The organism is Notoacmeibacter marinus, from assembly GCF_002238045.1.
Classification (GTDB): Bacteria; Pseudomonadota; Alphaproteobacteria; order Rhizobiales; family Rhizobiaceae; genus Notoacmeibacter; species Notoacmeibacter marinus.
The window spans coordinates 482,652-501,773 of sequence record NZ_NBYO01000002.1 but is presented as its reverse complement, the minus strand read 5'-3'; the positions used below and the strand labels follow the sequence as shown (position 1 = coordinate 501,773).

19 protein-coding genes are annotated in these 19,122 nt (G+C 61.8%); 7 read left to right on the top strand and 12 right to left on the bottom strand.

Going from position 1 to position 19,122, the window contains the following annotated elements; genetic code table 11:
* Positions 1–12: 12 nt before the first annotated feature.
* From B7H23_RS10550 to B7H23_RS10540, 3 genes are all read right to left on the bottom strand, one after another.
* On the bottom strand, positions 13–1,359 hold the full coding sequence (locus B7H23_RS10550) for an ATP-binding protein (protein WP_094077733.1): 1,347 nt from the start codon (positions 1,357–1,359) through the stop codon (positions 13–15).
* An 80-nt stretch (positions 1,360–1,439) separates the two neighbouring features.
* On the bottom strand, positions 1,440–2,174 hold the full coding sequence (locus B7H23_RS10545) for a response regulator (protein ID WP_094077366.1): 735 nt from the start codon (positions 2,172–2,174) through the stop codon (positions 1,440–1,442).
* Between the two features lie 5 nt (positions 2,175–2,179).
* Positions 2,180–2,713, bottom strand: coding sequence for a MarR family winged helix-turn-helix transcriptional regulator (locus B7H23_RS10540; RefSeq protein ID WP_094077365.1), 534 nt, complete (start codon positions 2,711–2,713; stop codon positions 2,180–2,182).
* A 147-nt stretch (positions 2,714–2,860) separates the two neighbouring features.
* Between B7H23_RS10540 and B7H23_RS10535 the strand changes: the two genes are divergently transcribed.
* Positions 2,861–3,514, top strand: coding sequence for an MBL fold metallo-hydrolase (locus B7H23_RS10535; protein ID WP_094077364.1), 654 nt, complete (start codon positions 2,861–2,863; stop codon positions 3,512–3,514).
* Between the two features lie 62 nt (positions 3,515–3,576).
* Here B7H23_RS10535 and B7H23_RS10530 read toward each other — a convergent pair whose 3' ends face one another.
* The 3 genes from B7H23_RS10530 to B7H23_RS10520 all read right to left on the bottom strand — a co-directional run bounded on the left by B7H23_RS10530 (position 3,577) and on the right by B7H23_RS10520 (position 5,063).
* Positions 3,577–4,083 (bottom strand): BA14K family protein, encoded by a 507-nt coding sequence (locus B7H23_RS10530; protein ID WP_094077363.1) that lies wholly within the window; start codon positions 4,081–4,083, stop codon positions 3,577–3,579.
* A gap of 160 nt (positions 4,084–4,243) precedes the next feature.
* Positions 4,244–4,456 carry a cold-shock protein gene (locus B7H23_RS10525; RefSeq protein WP_094077362.1) on the bottom strand — a complete coding sequence of 71 codons (213 nt, stop codon included), beginning with the start codon at positions 4,454–4,456 and terminating at the stop codon, positions 4,244–4,246.
* Positions 4,457–4,682: 226 nt separating this feature from the next.
* Positions 4,683–5,063: an acyl-CoA thioesterase gene (locus tag B7H23_RS10520; RefSeq protein WP_094077361.1), complete on the bottom strand. Its 381-nt coding sequence runs from the start codon at positions 5,061–5,063 to the stop codon at positions 4,683–4,685.
* A 195-nt stretch (positions 5,064–5,258) separates the two neighbouring features.
* On the opposite strand from B7H23_RS10520, the gene B7H23_RS10515 reads away from it, so the two are divergent.
* On the top strand, positions 5,259–5,876 hold the full coding sequence (locus B7H23_RS10515; RefSeq protein WP_094077360.1) for a hypothetical protein: 618 nt from the start codon (positions 5,259–5,261) through the stop codon (positions 5,874–5,876).
* Positions 5,877–5,988: 112 nt separating this feature from the next.
* Here the strand turns inward: B7H23_RS10515 and B7H23_RS16055 are convergent, their stop codons facing one another.
* Positions 5,989–6,144 carry a hypothetical protein gene (locus B7H23_RS16055; protein ID WP_158215820.1) on the bottom strand — a complete coding sequence of 52 codons (156 nt, stop codon included), beginning with the start codon at positions 6,142–6,144 and terminating at the stop codon, positions 5,989–5,991.
* A gap of 224 nt (positions 6,145–6,368) precedes the next feature.
* Between B7H23_RS16055 and uvrB the strand changes: the two genes are divergently transcribed.
* Complete coding sequence (gene uvrB, locus B7H23_RS10505; RefSeq protein ID WP_094077358.1) at positions 6,369–9,410, top strand: excinuclease ABC subunit UvrB; 3,042 nt, start codon at positions 6,369–6,371, stop codon at positions 9,408–9,410.
* A gap of 495 nt (positions 9,411–9,905) precedes the next feature.
* Here the strand turns inward: uvrB and B7H23_RS10500 are convergent, their stop codons facing one another.
* Both B7H23_RS10500 and B7H23_RS10495 read right to left on the bottom strand, forming a co-directional pair.
* Entirely contained in the window at positions 9,906–10,226 is a 321-nt protein-coding gene (locus tag B7H23_RS10500) for a hypothetical protein (protein ID WP_094077357.1), read from the bottom strand.
* Positions 10,227–10,499: 273 nt separating this feature from the next.
* A complete protein-coding gene (locus tag B7H23_RS10495) occupies positions 10,500–13,724 on the bottom strand; it encodes a type ISP restriction/modification enzyme (RefSeq protein ID WP_094077356.1) in 3,225 nt (1,074 codons plus the stop codon).
* A 631-nt stretch (positions 13,725–14,355) separates the two neighbouring features.
* Here B7H23_RS10495 and B7H23_RS10485 point away from each other — a divergent pair.
* Together B7H23_RS10485 and B7H23_RS10480 are read left to right on the top strand one after the other, a co-directional pair.
* Positions 14,356–14,706 carry a hypothetical protein gene (locus B7H23_RS10485; protein WP_094077354.1) on the top strand — a complete coding sequence of 117 codons (351 nt, stop codon included), beginning with the start codon at positions 14,356–14,358 and terminating at the stop codon, positions 14,704–14,706.
* Between the two features lie 147 nt (positions 14,707–14,853).
* The gene (locus B7H23_RS10480; protein ID WP_206608891.1) at positions 14,854–15,267 is read left to right on the top strand and encodes a c-type cytochrome; all 414 of its coding nucleotides are present in this window, start codon (positions 14,854–14,856) and stop codon (positions 15,265–15,267) included.
* Between the two features lie 30 nt (positions 15,268–15,297).
* On the opposite strand, the gene B7H23_RS10475 is transcribed toward B7H23_RS10480, so the two are convergent.
* The 3 genes from B7H23_RS10475 to B7H23_RS10465 form a co-directional block, all read right to left on the bottom strand.
* Complete coding sequence (locus tag B7H23_RS10475) at positions 15,298–16,008, bottom strand: extensin-like domain-containing protein (protein ID WP_094077353.1); 711 nt, start codon at positions 16,006–16,008, stop codon at positions 15,298–15,300.
* A gap of 99 nt (positions 16,009–16,107) precedes the next feature.
* A complete protein-coding gene (locus B7H23_RS10470; RefSeq protein WP_240535059.1) occupies positions 16,108–17,055 on the bottom strand; it encodes a DMT family transporter in 948 nt (315 codons plus the stop codon).
* Positions 17,043–17,537, bottom strand: coding sequence for a DUF1499 domain-containing protein (locus B7H23_RS10465; RefSeq protein WP_158215819.1), 495 nt, complete (start codon positions 17,535–17,537; stop codon positions 17,043–17,045). Before B7H23_RS10465 ends, B7H23_RS10470 begins: the two co-directional genes overlap by 13 nt.
* Before the next feature lie 232 nt (positions 17,538–17,769).
* Between B7H23_RS10465 and greA the strand changes: the two genes are divergently transcribed.
* Entirely contained in the window at positions 17,770–18,243 is a 474-nt protein-coding gene (gene greA / locus B7H23_RS10460; protein WP_094077351.1) for a transcription elongation factor GreA, read from the top strand.
* 35 nt (positions 18,244–18,278) lie between these two features.
* Complete coding sequence (locus B7H23_RS10455; protein WP_158215818.1) at positions 18,279–18,986, top strand: FkbM family methyltransferase; 708 nt, start codon at positions 18,279–18,281, stop codon at positions 18,984–18,986.
* The last annotated feature ends 136 nt before the right edge of the window (positions 18,987–19,122 follow it).

The following is a 19,122-nucleotide window of genomic DNA, read 5'->3' as shown; positions in this document are numbered from 1 at the left end:
GCAACCGGGCGGTTACAACGGCAGTCTGATCGTCACCTCCAGCCCGCCCATTCTGGATTTGTCGAGATGGATGTCGCCGCCATGGCTGCGCGCGATGTCGCGCGCGATGGACAGGCCCAGTCCCGTGCCGGACTGATCGAGATTGCGGGCGTCGTCCAGCCGCGTGAACGGACGGAAGATCACATCATACTGTTCCTTCGGCACGCCGGGGCCGTCATCGTCTATGCAGATGGTGATCGTCTTGTCCGTATGCGTGGCCGATAATGCGATCCTCTCGGCGTGTCGCATGGCATTGGCCACGATGTTATGCAGCATTCGCCCGAAGGCGATCGGCCGGACGATCAGTTCGGGGTCGCCTTCAATGTGCCATACCGCCTCGCGGCCCTTCAGCCTGGCTTCATCCGCCATGGTCTGGAAGAAGGTCGCCAGATCGAAAGGCGCAACGGCCTCTTCGCTGTCGCCACGCGCGAAGTCCAGATAGGCTTCCAGCATGGTCTGCATGTCCGCTACGTCGCGCTCCAGCGCGTCGGTGTCGGTTTCCTCGGCGGCCAGCGCCAGTTGCAGCTTGAACCTGGTCAGAATGGTGCGCAGATCGTGGCTGACGCCCGCCAGCATGGCGGTGCGCTGTTCGATCTGGCGTTCGATGCGGTTGCGCATCTGAATGAAGGCGAGGCTGGCGCGTCGCACCTCCTCGGCGCCGCGTGGCCGGAATTCCGCCGGCATGGGCTGGCCCTTGCCGAAGCTCTCAGCCGCGGCGGCAAGCTGCTGTATCGGGCGGATCTGCTGACGCAGGAAAATCACGGCGACGGCGATCAGAACGAGAGACGCGCCGACCATCCAGAAGATGAAGATCTCGCTATTGTTGGCATAGGCCTGGTTTCGGTTCGTCACGACGCGCAGCACCGCATCGTCCAGCGCAATCCGGATTTCGACGAAGCGCGACTGGCCGACCGTGTCGATCCAGAAGGGCAGGCCGATATTATCGTCGATCTGCTCCGTCAGCACGGTGTCGAGAAGCGAGAAGAAGGGCCGGCTGGTCGTGTTCGGCAAAGGCGTCGCGGGCAACAGTTCCACTTGCAGGTCGAACCGTTCGCGGGCGATCTGCGCGATCCTGTCCATATCGGCAATCCCGGGTTCGGCCTCGATCAGATCGATGATCGCCGCGATCTCCTGCGAAACGCGGTCCGAGAGCATCTCGGTGACGCGAGTCCAGTGCCGCTCCATGAAAACGAGCGCGATGACCGATTGCAGGATCAGCATCGGCGCGATCACGATGATGAGCGAGCGGGCATAGAGTCGTTTGGGCAGGCGGTGGAAGATCGGCTGCCAGAACCGGCGCCAGGCTTCGCGGACCGCCATGAATGCGGACAGGACAAGCGCGCCGGCGGAACGGCCGGAGAAGCGGCTTTCCTTTTCCTGTTCGGCGCCGGGTTCGATGCTCATCCGATGACGGGATTCAGCCGATAGCCGATGCCGCGCACCGTCTGGAGCCAGAGCGGATTGGCCGAGTCCGCTTCCAGCTTGCGGCGCAGTCGGTTGATCTGGACGTCGATTGTCCGTTCGCCGACTTCCACGCCATCGGCGACCAGTTCGTGGCGGGGCACCGTCTCTCCCAGTCTGGCAACGAAAATGCTCATCATGTCCTGCTCGCGGTCGGTCAGACGAACCGGCTCGCCGCCACGCTTCAGTTCACGCGTACCCGTCGCCCAGGTAAAGGGCCCGAAGGCGACAATGGCCGGCTCGTCTTTGCTTGGCGGCGCGGCGCGGCGCAGGATCGATTCGATGCGCAGCAGCAGTTCGCGCGGATCGAAAGGCTTGGGCAGGTAATCGTCGACGCCTGCCTCCAGCCCACCGATCCGGCTGTCGGTTTCGGCCTTCGCCGTCAGCATCAGGATCGGCACATTCATGGTTTCACGCAGCGATCTGGTCAGCGAGACGCCGTCTTCGCCCGGCATCATCCAGTCCAGGATGAGAAGATCGAAGGTCAGGCCCCGCAGGGCCCGGCGCGCGGTCGCCGCGTCTTCCGCAACCGTGACACGGAACCCGCGGCGGATCAGGAAAGTCTGCAACAATTCGCGAATGCGGCTGTCATCGTCGACGACGAGAATATGCATCTTCTCGTCGTCCGGGTGAGGCATGCCCGCCGGCGATGGCGTCTCTTCCAGTACGGACATGGGCCTCAATCTCCTTCCGGGCGGCGTCGGTGCTCTTCCAGCGCGCCAATCGCAAGGCGGCCATCCTCATCGATCATACGGCGCAAAAAGGCGACAATAGCGTCGTAATGCTCCGTGCCTGCCGCCTGCAAGGCCTCTTCGATCAACCGCCATTGCGGCGCAGAAAGGGCGGCCGCCAGGCTCTCGCCTTCCTTCGTGAGATAGAGTTCGCGCTGGCGGCGGTCCCGCACATTGGTTTTCTGCTCGATATGGCCGGCGTCGATCAACTGTTTCAGAACCCGGGCGAGCGATTGCTTGGTGATGCCGAGAATTTCCAGCAGATCGGCGACGGTGAGCCCCGGCCAGCGATGTACGAAATGCAGCACGCGGTGATGGGCGCGGCCAAAGCCGTAATCACTGAGGATCGCATCCGGGCCGGCGGTAAAATCCCGATAGGCGAAAAAGAGCAATTCCTGCATATTGGAGTAGCGGACCGCCCACTTCGCCGCGGCATTCTTCTCGGCCGATCCGTTCTCGGCAGCGGATGGGGCTTTTGCCATTCAGCAATCGGTCTCCGGGCCGAACTGGTCAGTCATGCTGACATATCATAGGCAAGCCGCGCGACGCGCACAAGAACCGGCGATGACTGCCTGTTCTTTGCCGGCTGGCCCGATTATGGTCCGCAGCCGTCCATTACGGAGTGTTTCATGGGTAAGCTATCAGTCGGCATCGTGCCGGTTACCGCCTTTCAGCAGAACTGCACCATCCTATTCGACGAAGACACGCGCGCCGGCGTCGTCGTCGATCCCGGCGGCGAGGTGGCGCGGATCATGGACGTCATCGAAAGCAACAATCTGACGATCGAAGCGATCTGGCTCACGCATGGCCATATCGATCATGCCGGTGGCGCGATGGACCTGAAGGACAAGCTGGACGGCCTGCCGATCGTCGGGCCGCATCGCGACGACGAGCCGCTCCTGGATCAGCTCGAACAACAGGCCAGAATGTTCGGCTCGTCCGACCCGGCCCGCAACTGTAAGCCCGACAAATGGCTGAGCGATGGCGATACTGTCTCGTTCGGCGGTCACAGCTTCGATGTCTACCATACGCCCGGTCACGCGCCGGGCCATGTGATCTTCCACAACAGGGAACACAAATTCGCGCAGGTCGGCGACACGCTGTTTCGGGGCTCGGTCGGTCGGACCGACCTTTGGGGCGGCGATGCGGAAACGCTGATCGAGTCGATTCGCAAGAAATTGCTGCCGCTCGGCGACGATGTTTCGTTCGTTTGCGGGCACGGGCCAGGCAGCACGTTCGGCGAAGAGCGGCGGACCAATCCCTTCATCGCATCGGGCGCTTGACGCAAAACGGCCCGGCGGATCGTCTTCCCCGGGCCATTTGTTCGTTTCAGATACGCCCGGCGTCAGGGACGGCAGAAATAGGTCTTGCCGTCATAGCCCCGCCAGAAGCCGGTGTTCTGGTTGAAGGACCGGTAGCGATTGCTGCACCAGCGGCGCCATTCGGGCGTCCAAGGCTCCAGACCGCCGACCCGGGTCGGCGCCCGCCGCGGCGCGGCGCGGTAGACCGGGCGGTTATCCTGTCGGGTCGCACCGGAGATGATGGCGGCCGTGGCCAGTCCGACCACCGCGCCGGCGATGAACTTCGTCGCATCATCGCGATCGCGCCGGCGTTCGGCCCTTCGTTCGGCGCGACGCCGTTCCGCACGGCGCTCCGCCCTTCGTTCAGCGCGACGGCGCTCTTCGAAGATCACGTCGCGGCGGTCCCAGCCCCCATCCCAGCCGTCGTCCTCATAGGTTTCGTAATATTCGTAGACGCTGTAGCGCGACTGCGCCTGTGCGGCGGAGGGCAGGGCAATGCCCGCAATCATCATGGCGCAAAGGGTGGTGTGGAAAAAGCGGCGAAACATCATCTCACTCCGAAATTGGATCGGCGGTTCTGCCCGCCGGTAGAGAGGAGACTGCCTGCCTCCACCTGAACGGTGGCTGAACGGCTCGTTCAGCGCCCGGCACAAATAAAGAAAGGCCGCCCGGGCAGGGCGACCTTTCGCATGTGATGATCGGCGAAGAGCGTCAGAGTGTGGTGAGGTTTACCGCTTTGGGCCCCTTGCCGCGGCGGTCCGGCTCGGTTTCGAAGCTGACCTTCTGCCCTTCTGACAAGGTATCGAGGCCGGATGCCTGCACGGCGGAGATATGCACGAAAACGTCCGAGCTGCCCTCCTCGGGGGTGATGAAGCCGAAGCCTTTTTCGGAATTGAAGAATTTGACGGTGCCGGTCTGGCTCATTCGAAGTCGTCCCTCCCCCTCTACGAAAGTCTGCTGAACCATGGTGGGGGAGCTCATGGGCAGCGGCGTGGAGACGGCTGCCAGGCAACCGTCATACGAATGACAGATCGGAGAACAGACGTCGCGGCGCGAAAGGGTCTATCCACCGAGCCCACCGCCCGTATAGACAGGATTATTGCCCGAACCTTCCGGTCCGGCAAGTAAAACTTCCGCTACAGCGGCACGGTTAGTCTTTGTTAGCCGCGGGTACCGGCGTCGGGCGCCCCTCCGCGTCCAGCGCAACCATCACGAATTCGGCGCTCGTGACCCGTTCCTGTTCATGCGTGTGATAGCGTTGCGCCCAAGCCTCGACCGATAAGGTCATCGATGTGCGCCCGACAGCCACGACATCCGTGTAAACCGCCACCGTGTCGCCGATCTTGACCGGTTTTTCGAACGCCATCTCCCTGACCGCCTTCGTGACGACCCGTCCGCCGGCCCTCTCGGCAGCGCGGATACCCGCCGCCAGATCCATCTGCGACATAACCCAGCCGCCGAAAATATCGCCGGCTGCATTGGCGTCGGCCGGCATGGCCGGTACGCGCATCGTGCTTTTGCGATCTCTCATCTACGCCACTATCCCATCCATCGCATCACTGAAGTCTGGCGCTGCATCTGTTGCAGACTGCCGATCCGTCAAATGAGAGGCGACCGAATTCATTTGGCGGCACATGCATTTGGCGTTTGACCTTGTCGTTTGCCGGCTTTAGAGGGCGCGTTCGGCCGGCGACAGGACCGCCGATCCGGCAAGGGAAAACTTCGCATGTTGCAATGGTTGTCGAACCATAGCGGCGCTATCAGCACCATTCTCAGCGCCATGATGCTTGCGGTGTGGATCACCTATCTGCAACTGCTCTTCATCCAGTTTCGGGCCGGTCGGCGTTCGTCGATCCTGATCACGCGAGCGGCCGGCAAGGGAATGCGCAGCCGGTGCCTCGTTACCAATATGAGCGCCCAGCCGCTTTACGTCACCAGTCTGATCGGCACGCTTCATATCGCGGAGAGACAGATCGAACTCAGCCTCACGGATTTGCGCGATCTGCCGGAAGATCTGGGACAGGACCCCCGTTCGAAAATGGCGCAGGGAAGCCTGAACACTGGAGAGTTCCTCGATATCGGCCATTTCGACGATATCGTCTCCGCTATGCTGGAAGCCAATGACGAGGAGGGTATCGACGTCGATCATGTCGACCAGCTCGATCTGACCGTCGTTGCGCTCTACGCACCGGAAAGCCTGCCAGTCGGGGCCTCACGGCGATTCCGCTTCGACCGGCAGATCGCCAAGGGGCCGAAGGTTATGCCGCTCAATGTTCGCACCGACCAGATCCGCTCCAAGCGGCGCCGGCGCGAACTGCTGGCCAAGGTGCGCGCCCACACCTGAGCGCGCTTCGATGAGCGACGGAAATCGTCGCTGATATTGCCGTAGAGGCAGCACGGAAAGAACGGCAATTTCATCGTGGCGTACAGACGAATTTGTCGTCTTTCATACCGCATCAGCATCGGCCGAGCGTGCCGGAGCCGGCGACATACTGCCGGTTCTCGATATAGGCGCCGTCATGGCGGCCGCCGGGGCAGGACGGCCGCGTGCCGGACTCTAGTTGGATGGCGAAACGCGATGCACGGCTCTGGAACTGATCGCGAAACGTCATGCGCGGCAAAAGATCTATGATTCCTCTGCCTGGGGGACGAGTCTTGACGCCATCGTTTCGCGGCTGCCAGCCGATGCGGATTTCGTGGTCGAGACGGTCGAGTATCATGCCGATGCGTCCGGCGATCCGCGGCCCTTCATCGTGGCCCGGCTTGCATATTGAACTGTCAGTAGTCCGCGCAAACAACCCTTTCCATCGCGCCCTCGCGGAACCATATTGGGCGCATGGGAAAACGATATCCGCCTCACCGAAAGGCCGAACCGTCCGACGGTTTCGGCGAAGCGCCGCAATCCGGTTTCGAAGCCGCGCCCTATGAGGGCGGGTCGATAACGGACTGGGCGAAGGATCTGGCGCGCGAAGCCGAAGAGGCGGAAGCCAAGGCCGCTCGCAAGGAAGAGAATCGCCGCCGCGCGTCCGAAGCCGGCAAGCACCGCAAGAAGGTCGAGCTTTCGGAAGCCGAGGACGTGCTGGCGGAGAAGAAGAAGCGCGCCGCCGAAGCCAAGAAGAAGCGCGATGCGAAGAAGGCCGCCTCCAACACGGTCGGCAACAAGCGTACGGGCGCGGGCATTCTGATCGGCGGCACCTCCGATCCGAAGGAACGCGCGGCTGCCGGCCTCAATCCGGTCGCCGGCTTGGACGTATCGTTGGAAGACGCCTCCAAGCTCGCCGCCACCGGCGCGGTGACCGCGACGGTCGATGCGCTGTCGCAACTGATCGAGCATGGCCGGCCCGAGATGAAGGACGGCACTTGGGCGCCGCATCGCCCGGCGCGTCCACCGAAATCAGAGGGCGGCGTCAAACTCGACATGGTGACGGCGTTCGAACCGTCGGGCGACCAGCCGACCGCCATTGCCGATCTCGTCGAGGCGGCCAATCAGAACGAGCGCACGCAGGTGCTGCTCGGCGTCACCGGTTCCGGCAAGACCTACACCATGGCCAAGGTGATCGAGGAGACGCAGCGTCCCGCCGTCATCCTTGCGCCGAACAAGACGCTCGCGGCCCAGCTCTATGGCGAGTTCAAGAAGTTCTTCCCGAACAATGCGGTGGAGTATTTCGTCTCCTATTACGATTACTATCAGCCCGAAGCCTACGTGCCGCGCACCGACACCTATATCGAGAAGGATTCGTCGATCAACGAGCAGATCGACCGGATGCGCCACAGCGCCACGCGCTCGCTGCTTGAGAAGGACGATGTCATCATCGTCGCCTCGGTCTCCTGCATCTACGGTATCGGCTCGGTCGAAACCTATACGGCCATGACGTTCCAGATCGCCATCGGCGACCGCATCGACCAGCGCCAGCTTCTCGCCGATCTCGTTGCCCAGCAATACAAGCGCCAGGACATCAATTTCGTGCGCGGCTCGTTCCGCGTGCGCGGCGATACGATCGAAATCTTCCCGGCTCACCTGGAAGATCAGGCCTGGCGCATCTCGCTGTTCGGCGACGAGGTGGAGAGCATCACCGAGTTCGATCCGCTGACCGGCAGGAAGACGGCTGATCTGAAAAGCGTCAAGATCTACGCCAACAGCCACTATGTCACCCCGAAGCCGACGCTCAACCAGGCGATGGAAAGCATCAAGGCCGAGCTGAAATGGCGGCTGGAGGAGCTGGAGCGGGCCGGGCGATTGCTCGAAGCGCAGCGGCTGGAACAGCGCACCCGCTTCGATCTGGAGATGATGGCGGCAACCGGCGCGTGCCCCGGCATCGAGAATTATTCGCGCTACCTGACCGGCAGGAAACCCGGCGAGCCGCCGCCGACGCTGTTCGAATACATCCCGGACAATGCGCTGCTCTTCATCGACGAGAGCCATGTCACCGTGCCGCAGATTGGCGCGATGTATCGCGGCGACTTCCGCCGCAAGGCGACGCTTGCCGAATACGGCTTCCGCCTGCCGTCCTGCATGGACAACCGGCCGCTGCGCTTCGAGGAGTGGGACGCGATGCGCCCGCCGACCGTCGCGGTGTCGGCCACGCCCAGCGACTGGGAGATGAACGAGGCGGGCGGCGTCTTCGCCGAACAGGTGATTCGCCCGACCGGGCTGATCGACCCGCCCGTCGAGGTGCGGCCCGCCAGCAGCCAGGTCGACGACGTGCTCGGCGAAATCCGCGCCACGGCGGAGGCCGGCTACCGCACGCTCTGCACCGTCCTGACCAAGCGCATGGCCGAGGACCTGACCGAATATCTGCACGAGCAGGGCGTGCGCGTCCGCTACATGCATTCCGACATCGACACGGTGGAGCGCATCGAGATCATCCGCGATCTGCGGCTCGGCGCGTTCGACGTGCTCGTCGGCATCAACCTCTTGCGCGAGGGGCTCGACATTCCCGAATGCGCCTTCGTCGCCATCCTCGACGCCGACAAGGAAGGGTTCCTCCGCTCAGAGACCTCGCTGATCCAGACCATCGGCCGCGCCGCGCGCAATGTCGACGGCAAGGTCATCCTCTATGCCGACAATGTCACCGGCTCGATGAAGCGCGCCATGGACGAGACCGCGCGCCGCCGCGAAAAGCAGAAGGCCTGGAACGAGGCGCAGGGCATCACGCCGGAAAGCGTGAAGAGCCACATCGCCGATATTCTGGAAAGCGTCTACGAGGCCGACCATGTGCGCGCCGACATTACCGGCGGCAAGGGCCGTAAGGGCGCGGCGAAGGATGAGGGCGCGCTCGTCGGCAACAATCTGAAGGCCCATCTCGACGCGCTGGAAAAGCAGATGCGCGATGCCGCCGCCGATCTGGACTTCGAGACCGCCGCGCGCCTGCGCGACGAGATCAAGCGCCTGCAGCAGACCGAGCTGGAGGTTCTCGCCGATCCGCTCGAACGGGATGCGGGCATCGAGAACACGCGCGACAGCCGCAAGCGTAAGGCACAAGGCAAGCCGGCCAGGCAGAAGGCGAACGCCCGTAGCGAAAGCGAAGGGCCGGGGAACGAGGGTGCGACCTCTGACGCCTCCTATTTCCGCAAGCCGGAGCTGGACGAGATGGGCGCACGGGGCGAAAGCTATTTCCGCAAGCCCGGCCTCGACGAGATGACCGTCGGCCGCACCGAAAAGATCGTCGGCAAGGGCGGCGCGCTGCCGGAAAAGCCGGTCCATACCAGCCGCGTCGTCCACCCCGCGCCGGAGGAGGTGCCCGGCCTCTCCGCCGCCGACCATGCCGGTGACGTCAAGCCGGTGCGCCGCGCGAAGATCGGCCTCGGCTCCTATGAGGATGAGGGCGATGCCCGCCGCAAGAAGCGGCTGACCAAAAGCGGCAAACCGGGGAAGTAGGGACCGTTCCTTCATCCCCGGCGGCGCGTCATCGAACGTCGGCTCGGCGGTCGGAGAATGCCCGGACGGTGACGGTGCGACACTCTCCATCCCCCACCCCGGACCCATGGTCCGACCCTCCCCACAATGGGGGAGGGTGCGCGCCGCGCTTCCCTCGCCCCGCGGGGGAGAGGGACAGGCAGGCACGGCGAGGCCCACCGAGCCGATGCCGCATTTTGGTGAGGTAAAACTCAGCACCGCGCCACTCTCGCCCCTTGGGGAGAGATGTCGGCGTAGCCGACAGAGAGGAGGCTGCCCTTATCCCCCTCATCCAACTTCGCCATCGATCCGCTTCAGACACGACGCCGCCCACCTCCCCCTCCGATGGGGGAGGTCGCGGCGCAGCCGCGGGTGGGGGTGACAATGCGACCGTGTCCATCCCCCACCCGGATCGTCTTCGCTTCGCTCGTCTCTCCGACCTCCCCTCAAGGGGGAGGTGAAACGCAGCCTTTCCCGTCAATTCCGGCCCAGCATCAGGGTCTCGTCGAAGCGCTCGTCCTTCTTCAGCGGGCGCGGCGAACGGCCCGTCATGCCTTCCTCCTGCCAGCGCAGATCGGCCAGCGTCGCCTCCATCATGCGCTCCCATTCGGCTTCGCGCGCGGCGCGCTCCATCGCGTCGTAGCGTTCCATGCGCCGGGCGGCGCGGAAATGGTGCAGCAGCGCGACGATCAGGCCCAGCGCGAAGGCCAGCGGCAGGATCAGCATCAGCGCCTTGATCGCGTCCGGCGCGGACTGGAACGTGTCGAGCAGATCGGCGCGGAAATTGTAGTCGTCCATCGGTCAACTCCCCTTGAGAAAAGGAAATCGGCCACCAGGCTTTGGGCTCTGGTGACCGGGGAGTTAGTAAACCGCGCAAGGCGGCCGCCCCGGCCTTTAGGCTTTCGCCTTGGACATGCACCGAGGCCTCCCCGGCCATAGCTGTCCGAGAAGGATATCGGCCGGCTTCGATACCGGCCACTTGCGCGGGGTTACTACGCCCCAGACCGGAATATTTTCCGACCCATGATGGTTATAGGGGAAAGGAGCGGATGGGGGAAGGGTGGATAACCATTATGCCGCAGGTTGGGCGGCAAGCGGCATCTCTATCGTTTCCATGATCCGATCAGTCTCGCTGAGAATTTTTATGATCTTTTGGTAGTGTCGCAAATCATCGAAGTTGAGTTCGCGGCCCTTCCTGTCCTTCAGCCATTTCTGCGCTGGCTGATAGCCGCCGATGAAAAACTCCCAGGCGATTGTCGGCACGTTCTTGAAATGCTGCCCGGGCGCCTTGGGCGTCCCGTTGATGGCGATAAGGCCAATACCATCGCCGGCCTCCACAAAGAACGGCTTGCCAACCACGCCATCCTCTCCCTCCGGCGCTTCGCCCTGAAATTGGTAAGGTGTATCGTTGACGGCGTCGTTCTCCATAAGATGCAGGCGGCGTAAGCGCCCGCCTTTCTCCGAGACATCCCAGAATACCTCTGGCGATGGTGGGTAGGGCACGCGCGGAAAGTCGATCTTCAGGAACTCGGCATAGGTCTCGCGATAGGCCGGGCAATGCAGGACGCCGTAGATATAGTCGAAGATCGCCACCTCGTCGGGTACATCGCCGCCTTCCAGCGTCCCGGCCTTCTCGATGGCATTGCGGATGGCGGGGTCGAAATTGACACTACGGTTCGCAATGCCTTCCGCTTGAATTTGATCGTCAGCGACATGCTTGAACAGGTAGAGTGGAAAGTTCATCGCGTTCGAGCCAGTCGTAGCCGAAAAAAAGATCGCCTCAGTGGGCTGTCGCGTCACGAATGAATGGGCGAATGTGGCATCGTTATGGGCTTTCGAACAGAGTAAGCCGATATTTTCACTTTCTAGATAGTGGCGCATTACATTAAATACAGGCCAGCCAACCACTCCTCGACTTCGACCTGAGTAGAAGATGTATCGATCATCGAAGAGTCTGTAGCCAATTTGCCGAACCGGAACATCAGGAGAATGCGCAAGCGCATCGTCCTGTGCCCATTCATATCGCCAGTCCCGCACATCTTTTGGAAGTCTGTATTTTCTCCGAACGTCAGCTTCGGAATCGCTAAGTAAAGCCGCTACCATCTCCTTAACTTCATTTGGTGTTCGATGAATATTTAGACAGTCGCGTTTTGTGACAATGCCATTCCCATGAACTGGGAAAAGGTTCTCTAAGGAAAACCCCAGATCGTATGTTTCGAGCAGGGCACCATCGACCTGATAGAACATTCGATAGCGGTTCTCGGTATCAAGTTCGTCCGAAGCGAGTTCGAGACCCGCTTTGGAAAGTAAAACGCCTTTCGCTTCTCGTGACCCCCAAACGTCTCCTCGCTTTATCTGCCCTACACCCTTCTCCGCATGCCTGCGTTTCACCGCCATGATCAGCGCTACGCCCTGCTGAATGTCGAAGACGTTCGTGTCGCGTGATCCGTCTGGCGACACTTCCTGCTTCTTCGCGTTCCCATGCAGGTCGATCACCCAAATCTTATCAAACGTCTTGAGCAGGTGCCACCGCATCCCGCGAAAGGTCGGGTTATCCAGATAGCCGTGATTGGTGATGAAGCCGAGCACACCCTCGCCGGTCTTCTCAATCATATGTTCGGCGAAGCGGATGAACTTGACGTAATCGTCATTGATCCACTTCGAATTGCGCTCCTTCAGCTTCCTATTGCTGCCCGGCTCTTTCTTGTAGGCCTCCATTAGGCGCATGATCCAATCGCCCTTGTTGGCGCTCTCGCCCGAATAGGGCGGGTTGCCAATCACGCACATGATGGGCGTGTTCTTCTTCACATCGTCGGCAAGCTGCGCTTCGTGGCTTAGCCATCGCGCCATGAACAGGTCCTGCCGCTCCGGCGAGGGTTCCTCCAGCGTGTTCGTCAGGTAGACATTCAAGCGCGGCGGATTACCCGTGGGTTTGTAGCCCATCTCGGTCAGCATCATGTCCAGCTTCATGTGGCACATGGCGTAGGAGGCCATCAACAACTCGAATCCGTGCAGGCGAGGGATCAGGTTTTCCTCGACATAGCGATGCCAGGCGGCGGGGGCGACATCCTTAATATGCGGCGCGATCTGTTTGACTACCTCCGCCAGAAAAGTGCCGGTTCCGGCGGCGGGGTCGAGAATCTGGACGCGATGCACGTCGCGTTTCTCGATTATCGGCTTGCCCTTGGCGTTTTGTTGCCCAGTATCCCAGTCCACAGTTATCTTGGACGTATCGGCCAAGCCGTCTTTTAAGCCGAACTCATCCTTGAGCACATCATCGACGGCCCGGACGATGAAGTTGACCACCGGCTCAGGTGTATACCAGACGCCGCGCGCCTTTCTCTTGGCCGGGTTGTATTCGGCCAGAAACGTTTCGTAGAAGTGGATGAACGGGTCGTTGCGCTGGGTGAACGAGCCGAAATTGGCGAACAGTTCTCCGAGGTCGGTGGCCTGGAAAATTTCGGCCAGTTCGTCGATGGTGCGCCGCAAACTTTCATTAAGGTTTGGTCCTGCCACGAAGCTGAAGAGGTTGCGCAGGAACGGGTTCGATTTCGGCAGCAGCGTTAGCGCTTCTTCGCGCGAGAAAGTCGATTTGGTCTCGTCGTGTAGCCGAGCAGCGAACATGCCATAGGCGATGGTCTCAGAGTAGATGTCGGCGAACTCGGCCACGTCGAGGTCATGAATGAGTTGGTCCTTAAATGCCTTGAACTGGCCGGCGAGATCGCTTGTCAGTTCTTCGTCGTCGCGCAAGGCCTTGAACAGAACGTCCTTCATGAGAAGGGCCTTGCCTGCCATCATCTTCGCGAGACTTTCGGCGGAGATGATCGTTTGCAGGCGTTCGGCGGCGAAGTCGCGTAGCTGGTGCCATAGCGTGTCGTAATTCTGAGGAAGTGGCTGGATGCCCATGACGAAATCGGCGATGCGGATTTCGGTTACGAGTTCAGCATTTTTGTAGAAGCGCCATTCCAACCCATTCGTGTAAACGAGGTTTGGTAGCGCGGCGCGATATCGCTCGAACTGTGCCTTGTTGGCGTCCTTCAATCCGCGAGGCGATATATCGAGCCCGATATCCTTTGCCTCGCAATGGCCAACCGTAATTTGAGTGCCGTCATTCTGGCCGCGGAGCAAAACGAAATCGGGTCGACCAGATCGTCCCTGCGTCGGCTCGTTGATGCTCGTCACATTGTCGTAAAGACTGTCGAAGAGTTGGCCCAACGCCGCCCGGTAGGAGTGCTCCGTGGCTTGGCCAGTCGCGTAAAGGCGCTGAACCTCCGCAACGAATTGCTCAATGTTCATAATAGTGTCCCCCTCTCTCCGAGATTGGAGAGAGCCTGCAAAGACTTGCGTCAAACGGCGAATGTCTTAACCAGTCTATATCGAGAAGTGGAGATATCCACCCCCTCTCAACCTCCCTTATCATCCTTGCCAGCCGCCTTTCGGAGCAACGGGATCGCGAACCGGAGATTCCTGGGAGGGCGGTGACGAGCGCAGCGCGCAGCCGGCGATCCGTGGCCGGTTGCGGTGGGGTGCAGCAATCCCCTTTGGCTGCGGGTCGTCGATAGCCGGGCTGCCTGCGCGCCGCGCAGGGTCTCGGCGGCGGGGTTCCGCCACGGGCATCCCTTTGCCCGGAAGGCCCCCCGTCTGAAAGGCGAACGCCACAAATCGTCAGCCGGCGGCCGGATGGTCGCGGTCTTACATTACCCAGGAGCGACGATCCGGCCGCCGGCTTGCTCACGTCCTTTTCAACGCTTCCGGCCCGCCGCGCCGGTGGCGCGTTTTGGCCTGCGCGGTCGGTTCGGCGCCTCCCGCACATTCGGGGCGGCAGTGGATTGTCGCCGGGCGCTTGGGTGTTTCGCGCCATTGCCCTACATTCTTCGCGACCGCGCGGCATCTGATCGCGCTCACCGCATCGGACCGGAGGATTTCCATGCGCCACTTTATCGTTCCCACATTGGCTATCGCCGCTGCGCTGGTCGGCGCGCCCCCTGTCGCGGAGGCCAAGACGATGACCGCCGCCGAAATCAAGCAGGAGATGGAGGGCAAGACCATCATCGCGCGGCGCTTCGGCATGAAGATCACCATGAATTACCGCCCCGACGGCACGGTGACGGCGCGCGCGCTGATCGGCTCGGTCGACGGCACCTGGCGCGCCAAGGGCAACCAGGTCTGCACCACCTTTCCGCGCGGCCCCGCCAAGGGCACCGAGTGCGTCACCTTCGAAAAGATCGGGCCGAACCAGTATCGCAATTCGATGGGCGTGAAGTTCCGCGTGCAGTGAGCGGCCGGAAGGGGTGACCGAAAGTCGAACATGCCGATTTGACTTCGATCAAGCGCGGCGCGGCGCGGGCGGCCTCTAATCGGCGTGGCGCCGGCCCCTGACCGAAACGACGGGAGAGGGCCGGCCAGTCGCAATTTGGAGGGTTCGATGATCCGTATGCCCCAATCCGTCCGGTCCGTGCTGGCCGGCTGTCTTCTCCTGACCGGCCTTTCCGCCGGGCCGGTTCTCGCCGAAGAGCCGGACGCCGCGCTGGTCGCCGAGGGCGAAGCCCTGTTCGACCGCGTCTGCCGCCGCTGTCACGCGGGCGCGGCGGATGTCGAGGAACGCGTCGGCTACGGGCCGACGCTGATCGGCGTGGTCGGTCGCGAGGCCGGCTCGGTCGAAGGGTTCGACTATTCCGAAGCGCTGGAACAGTCGGGCATCGTCTGGACCGAAGGGGCGCTGGCGGCGTGGATGGCCGATAATGACCACATGCTGCCGGGCACCAAGATGCGCCATGTCGGCGTGGAAGATCCTACCGAGCAGAAGGCGATCATAGCCTATCTGAAAGCGACCGAATAGGCGCGTCGGGGCGGGATCGCTTCGCGCGCGCTACCTGCAGACGCGGTGGCCGCTCGCCCGGTGCATCAGGTCGAAGTGGAAATGATCGCGGTGGGCGCGGTCGTAACCGGGGCCGAGCACCGTGTTGAAGTAGGGGCAGGCGTCTTCGCGCACCGCGTTCAGCAGGCCCTTCTGGCGGAAGGAAAAGAAGCCGGGCTTCCTGACATCGACGCTCTTGCCGTTCTTGAGCACGATTTCCATGATGTCGAGCGCGTTGCCGGAAGCGTGGGCGCTCCATTTGCCGTTTCCATTGATGCGGCGGCAGCTATAGCTCGATCCGTTGCGGATGTGGTCGACGCCGGAGAAGAAGCGCCAGCGGGCGGAGGGATTGAGTTCCTTCTTGGCCCATATGGCCGTTGCCAGCGCCATCTGGCACGTCACCGTCGCGGCGGGCCGGACCTCCACCTTGCCGGGCAGGCGGGTGAGTTGAACCGGCCATTCGATGCCGCAATTGGGGCCGTCATGGATGGGCGCGATGTCGGTGAACCGCACCTTCATTCGTTTCAGGCGCTTGCGGCATTCGACCTCCTGCCGGGGCATGGCGGCGGGCGCGCTGGCGCCGTCGATGGTCCGCCCGAGGCTTCCGGCGAAGCCGTAGGTGCGGCTCTTGCCATACTGGCTGCTGTCCCCGCCGCAGGCGGAGAGCATCAGCAAGGCGCCGGCAAGGGCGAGCGCGGACGGCAGGAAGAACGGACGGACCATGATACGCAACCCGTGACACAAAACGTGGACACGCCGGTCGAAACGCAACCGACGCCGCCATTTTAGCTGCGACAAATGAATCCAAAGTTAGCTTAGATTTTAAGAGGTCCGGCGCCTCTGCGGCCATTGCGCCAGAAGGATCGCCGCAAGGATAAGGCCGCATCCGATCAGCGCGATCGGCGCGAGGCGGTCGCCAAGCAGAAGCGCACCAAAGAGGGCAGCGAACAGCGCTTCCGACGACAAGAGGATGGCCGCCGGCCCGGGTTTGATGTAGCGCTGGCCGCGCGCCTGGAGCGAGAAGGCGAGGCCGCCGGCAAAGAGGCCCGTATAGAGGATCTCCGGCAGGGCCGCCTTAAACTGCCACAGTTCGGTGGTTTCGAAAACGAGGGTGATCGGCAGCGCAACAAGACAGGCCACGGCCATCTGCACTGCGGTTAACGTCATTGGCAGACCGGTCCGTTCGGCAAGACGGCCGGTCAGCGCCACCTGCAGTCCCCAGAACCCGGCGCACGTAATGGTCCACCAGTCGCCTTCGGTGAGTTCCCCGTGGATGCCGCCGGACAGAAGGAAGATGCCGACCAGCGCCATAAAGCTTGCAGGAAGGATGAGGAGCCGGGGCATTTCGCGAAAGAGAAGAAGGGCGATGAATGGTGTGAAGACGACATAGAGCCCGGTCAGAAAACCGGAATTGCTGACCGAGGTGGTCAGAAGGCCGATCTGCTGCGTCGCCATGCCGGCGAAGAAGGCGAGCCCGGCAAGCCCATAGCCCCGCCATTCGGGGATAAGGGTAGCGCCGCTCGTGTCGGCGAGCCTATCGCCAAGCGGCGATTTGGCGCGGCGCAGTTCGAACAAGGCGAAGGGCAGTAAGCCGATAAAGGCGACCGCGAAACGCGCTGCAATGAAGGCGAAGGGGCCGAGCGAATCCATCGCCGTCGATTGCGCTACAAAGCCGCCGCCCCAGATGCCGCCGGCGGCAAGCAGCATGAGCGCGGCTGTCAGGCGCCGGCGCATCGGCAGTTGCGCGTGAGACATCGTCAGCTCGGCCATTGGGATTGACCGAACCAGCGGCGAAGCCGGGCTTCATTGGCGCCGAGATCGCTGCGTCCGATCAGCGAGCGGCTCATGGCGCGCCAGCCTTCCGGCGACCATCGAATATCGACCGTATCGGGGAACCGTATCAGCGGCGTTCGGACGACATAGCGTCGATAGGCAGGATCGGCACCGTCATCGACGCGCTCGACATCGTCGGTTTCAGTGGCGATTCGGTGCGCGAGTTCGGCGAAGGCGGCCTGCGCATCTTCCGATGGCTTCGGCAAGATAATGTCGGGCTTTTCGCAAAGGCCTTCGGAGCAGGCGAGGGCGTCATTGTCGGTTGCCGAGCGCGGTGACGCAGCAAAATCGTAAGCGCCTTGATCGGCCGAGCGCGTGGCCGTTTCCCATCCTGTGGTCCGACCGTAGAGAACAAGGCCAAGAAATGCGACGATGGCGAGCACGGCGATGGCGGCGGCGATGAGAAACGCGATTTTCACGAAAGGCCTCTCGGCAGAATGTCCGAATTGAACGCTGCCCGTCGCGTGTCCGCGCTTCGAAGTCAAGACTACGCCCTGCTTTCACGGTTCTTGGCAGGCGATCCGGCTTCCGTTAAGCTTCACTCCGATTTGACGCCCGGTTGCCAGAAACGGCGGCTGGGGGTCTTCTTTTTTGGCCGGACGATAGTGAACCGTCGCCGGCTGTCGCGGACGAAACAAGCGGGAAGATACGATGCAAAAAGTTCCCATGACCGTTTCCGGTCACGCCAAATTGAAGGAAGAGCTCCGCTGGCGCCAACAGGACGAGCGGCCGCGCATTATCGACGCCATTTCGGAGGCGCGGGCCCATGGCGACCTGTCTGAGAATGCCGAGTATCATGCAGCCAAGGAAGCTCAGAGCCTGAACGAAGGTCGGATCAAGGAACTGGAGGATCTGACGACTCGCGCCGAGATCATCGACGTGTCAAAGATGAGCGGCGATACGATCAAATTCGGCGCCACGGTCAAACTGGTCGACGAAGATACCGAGGAAGAGAAGACCTATCAGATCGTCGGCGATCAGGAAGCGGATCCGAAGCAGGGCCGCATCTCGATTTCTTCGCCGATTTCTCGGGCGCTGATCGGCAAGACGGTGGGCGATTCCATTGAGGTGAAGGCTCCCGCAGGCAGCCGGTATTACGAAGTGCTGGGAGTGGCGTGGAAATGAATTCGATCACGAGGGCGCGTCGAAAAGCGCGTCGTTTGATCGGCGATCTGAAACGTTTGGCGGGCGTCAAAACGGTTCGCTTCGATGGCGTTGCCGTTCACGCGGCAAGAAACGAACTGCCCTTTGAAGTACGCCGGCTGCTTTTTCGAGGCATCTATGAAAACAAGGAACGTGAATTCGTTCGAAAGGCCGTAAAGCGGGGTGACCGGGTTCTGGAAGTGGGTTGCGGTATTGGCGCGGTTAGCCTTGTCGTAACCCGCATGGCCGGTGAAGGGCAGGTCTGGTCTCTTGAAGCCAACTCCATGCTAGAGCCAGTCATCAAACGAAATTATGCCCTTAACGGCTGGACGCCTAACCTTCGGATTGCGGCAGTTTCAAAGGTGTCGGGCAGGGTGTCGTTCGAGGTTGACGAAAATATCATCTCATCGTCGATGGCCTCGCGAGCGGGTCGTCGGCGGACGATCGAAATTGAAGCGGTCGCCATTTCCGAACTGGTCGATGAAATTCGACCTGACGTTATTATAGCGGACGTTGAGGGTGCGGAGATCGAGATCTTTGATGCCGACGCCCCACTGGATCGTGTCAGAACGATCGTTCTGGAACTTCACCCCAAGATCGTTGGGTTGCAGGCTACCGACCAGCTTGTCGACAGCCTTCTCGGTCGCGGCTTCGATTTGATCGGACGGCGCGGCAATGTTGTTTGGCTGGATCGCGCTGCTGTAACGGCCTCTCAACTTACCTAGTACAGATCGCCCATTCCGCGTCCGGCGCGCTGTCTCCGGTAGGAAATTGCTTTTCGTCTGACGCGAACAGTCGGGTGCATCTGACCGTCGTTATTGTACCGTCTATTCTCGCCTAGGCACCTTACGTCGATGCCGT

Excerpts from the sequence above, each read along its gene's own strand:
- B7H23_RS10545 (WP_094077366.1), bottom strand. The coding sequence starts at position 2,174 with ATGTCCGTACTGGAAGAGACGCCATCGCCGGCGGGCATGCCTCACCCG.
- B7H23_RS10470 (WP_240535059.1), bottom strand. The coding sequence starts at position 17,055 with ATGGCCGAGCTGACGATGTCTCACGCGCAACTGCCGATGCGCCGGCGC.
- B7H23_RS10520 (WP_094077361.1), bottom strand. The coding sequence starts at position 5,063 with ATGAGAGATCGCAAAAGCACGATGCGCGTACCGGCCATGCCGGCCGAC.
- B7H23_RS10535 (WP_094077364.1), top strand. The coding sequence starts at position 2,861 with ATGGGTAAGCTATCAGTCGGCATCGTGCCGGTTACCGCCTTTCAGCAG.
- B7H23_RS10550 (WP_094077733.1), bottom strand. The coding sequence starts at position 1,359 with ATGGCGGTCCGCGAAGCCTGGCGCCGGTTCTGGCAGCCGATCTTCCAC.
- B7H23_RS10540 (WP_094077365.1), bottom strand. The coding sequence starts at position 2,713 with ATGGCAAAAGCCCCATCCGCTGCCGAGAACGGATCGGCCGAGAAGAAT.
- uvrB (WP_094077358.1), top strand. The coding sequence starts at position 6,369 with ATGGGAAAACGATATCCGCCTCACCGAAAGGCCGAACCGTCCGACGGT.
- B7H23_RS10495 (WP_094077356.1), bottom strand. The coding sequence starts at position 13,724 with ATGAACATTGAGCAATTCGTTGCGGAGGTTCAGCGCCTTTACGCGACT.
- B7H23_RS10485 (WP_094077354.1), top strand. The coding sequence starts at position 14,356 with ATGCGCCACTTTATCGTTCCCACATTGGCTATCGCCGCTGCGCTGGTC.
- B7H23_RS10500 (WP_094077357.1), bottom strand. The coding sequence starts at position 10,226 with ATGGACGACTACAATTTCCGCGCCGATCTGCTCGACACGTTCCAGTCC.
- B7H23_RS10480 (WP_206608891.1), top strand. The coding sequence starts at position 14,854 with ATGATCCGTATGCCCCAATCCGTCCGGTCCGTGCTGGCCGGCTGTCTT.
- B7H23_RS10530 (WP_094077363.1), bottom strand. The coding sequence starts at position 4,083 with ATGATGTTTCGCCGCTTTTTCCACACCACCCTTTGCGCCATGATGATT.
- B7H23_RS10475 (WP_094077353.1), bottom strand. The coding sequence starts at position 16,008 with ATGGTCCGTCCGTTCTTCCTGCCGTCCGCGCTCGCCCTTGCCGGCGCC.
- B7H23_RS10525 (WP_094077362.1), bottom strand. The coding sequence starts at position 4,456 with ATGAGCCAGACCGGCACCGTCAAATTCTTCAATTCCGAAAAAGGCTTC.
- greA (WP_094077351.1), top strand. The coding sequence starts at position 17,770 with ATGCAAAAAGTTCCCATGACCGTTTCCGGTCACGCCAAATTGAAGGAA.
- B7H23_RS10515 (WP_094077360.1), top strand. The coding sequence starts at position 5,259 with ATGTTGCAATGGTTGTCGAACCATAGCGGCGCTATCAGCACCATTCTC.
- B7H23_RS16055 (WP_158215820.1), bottom strand. The coding sequence starts at position 6,144 with ATGACGTTTCGCGATCAGTTCCAGAGCCGTGCATCGCGTTTCGCCATC.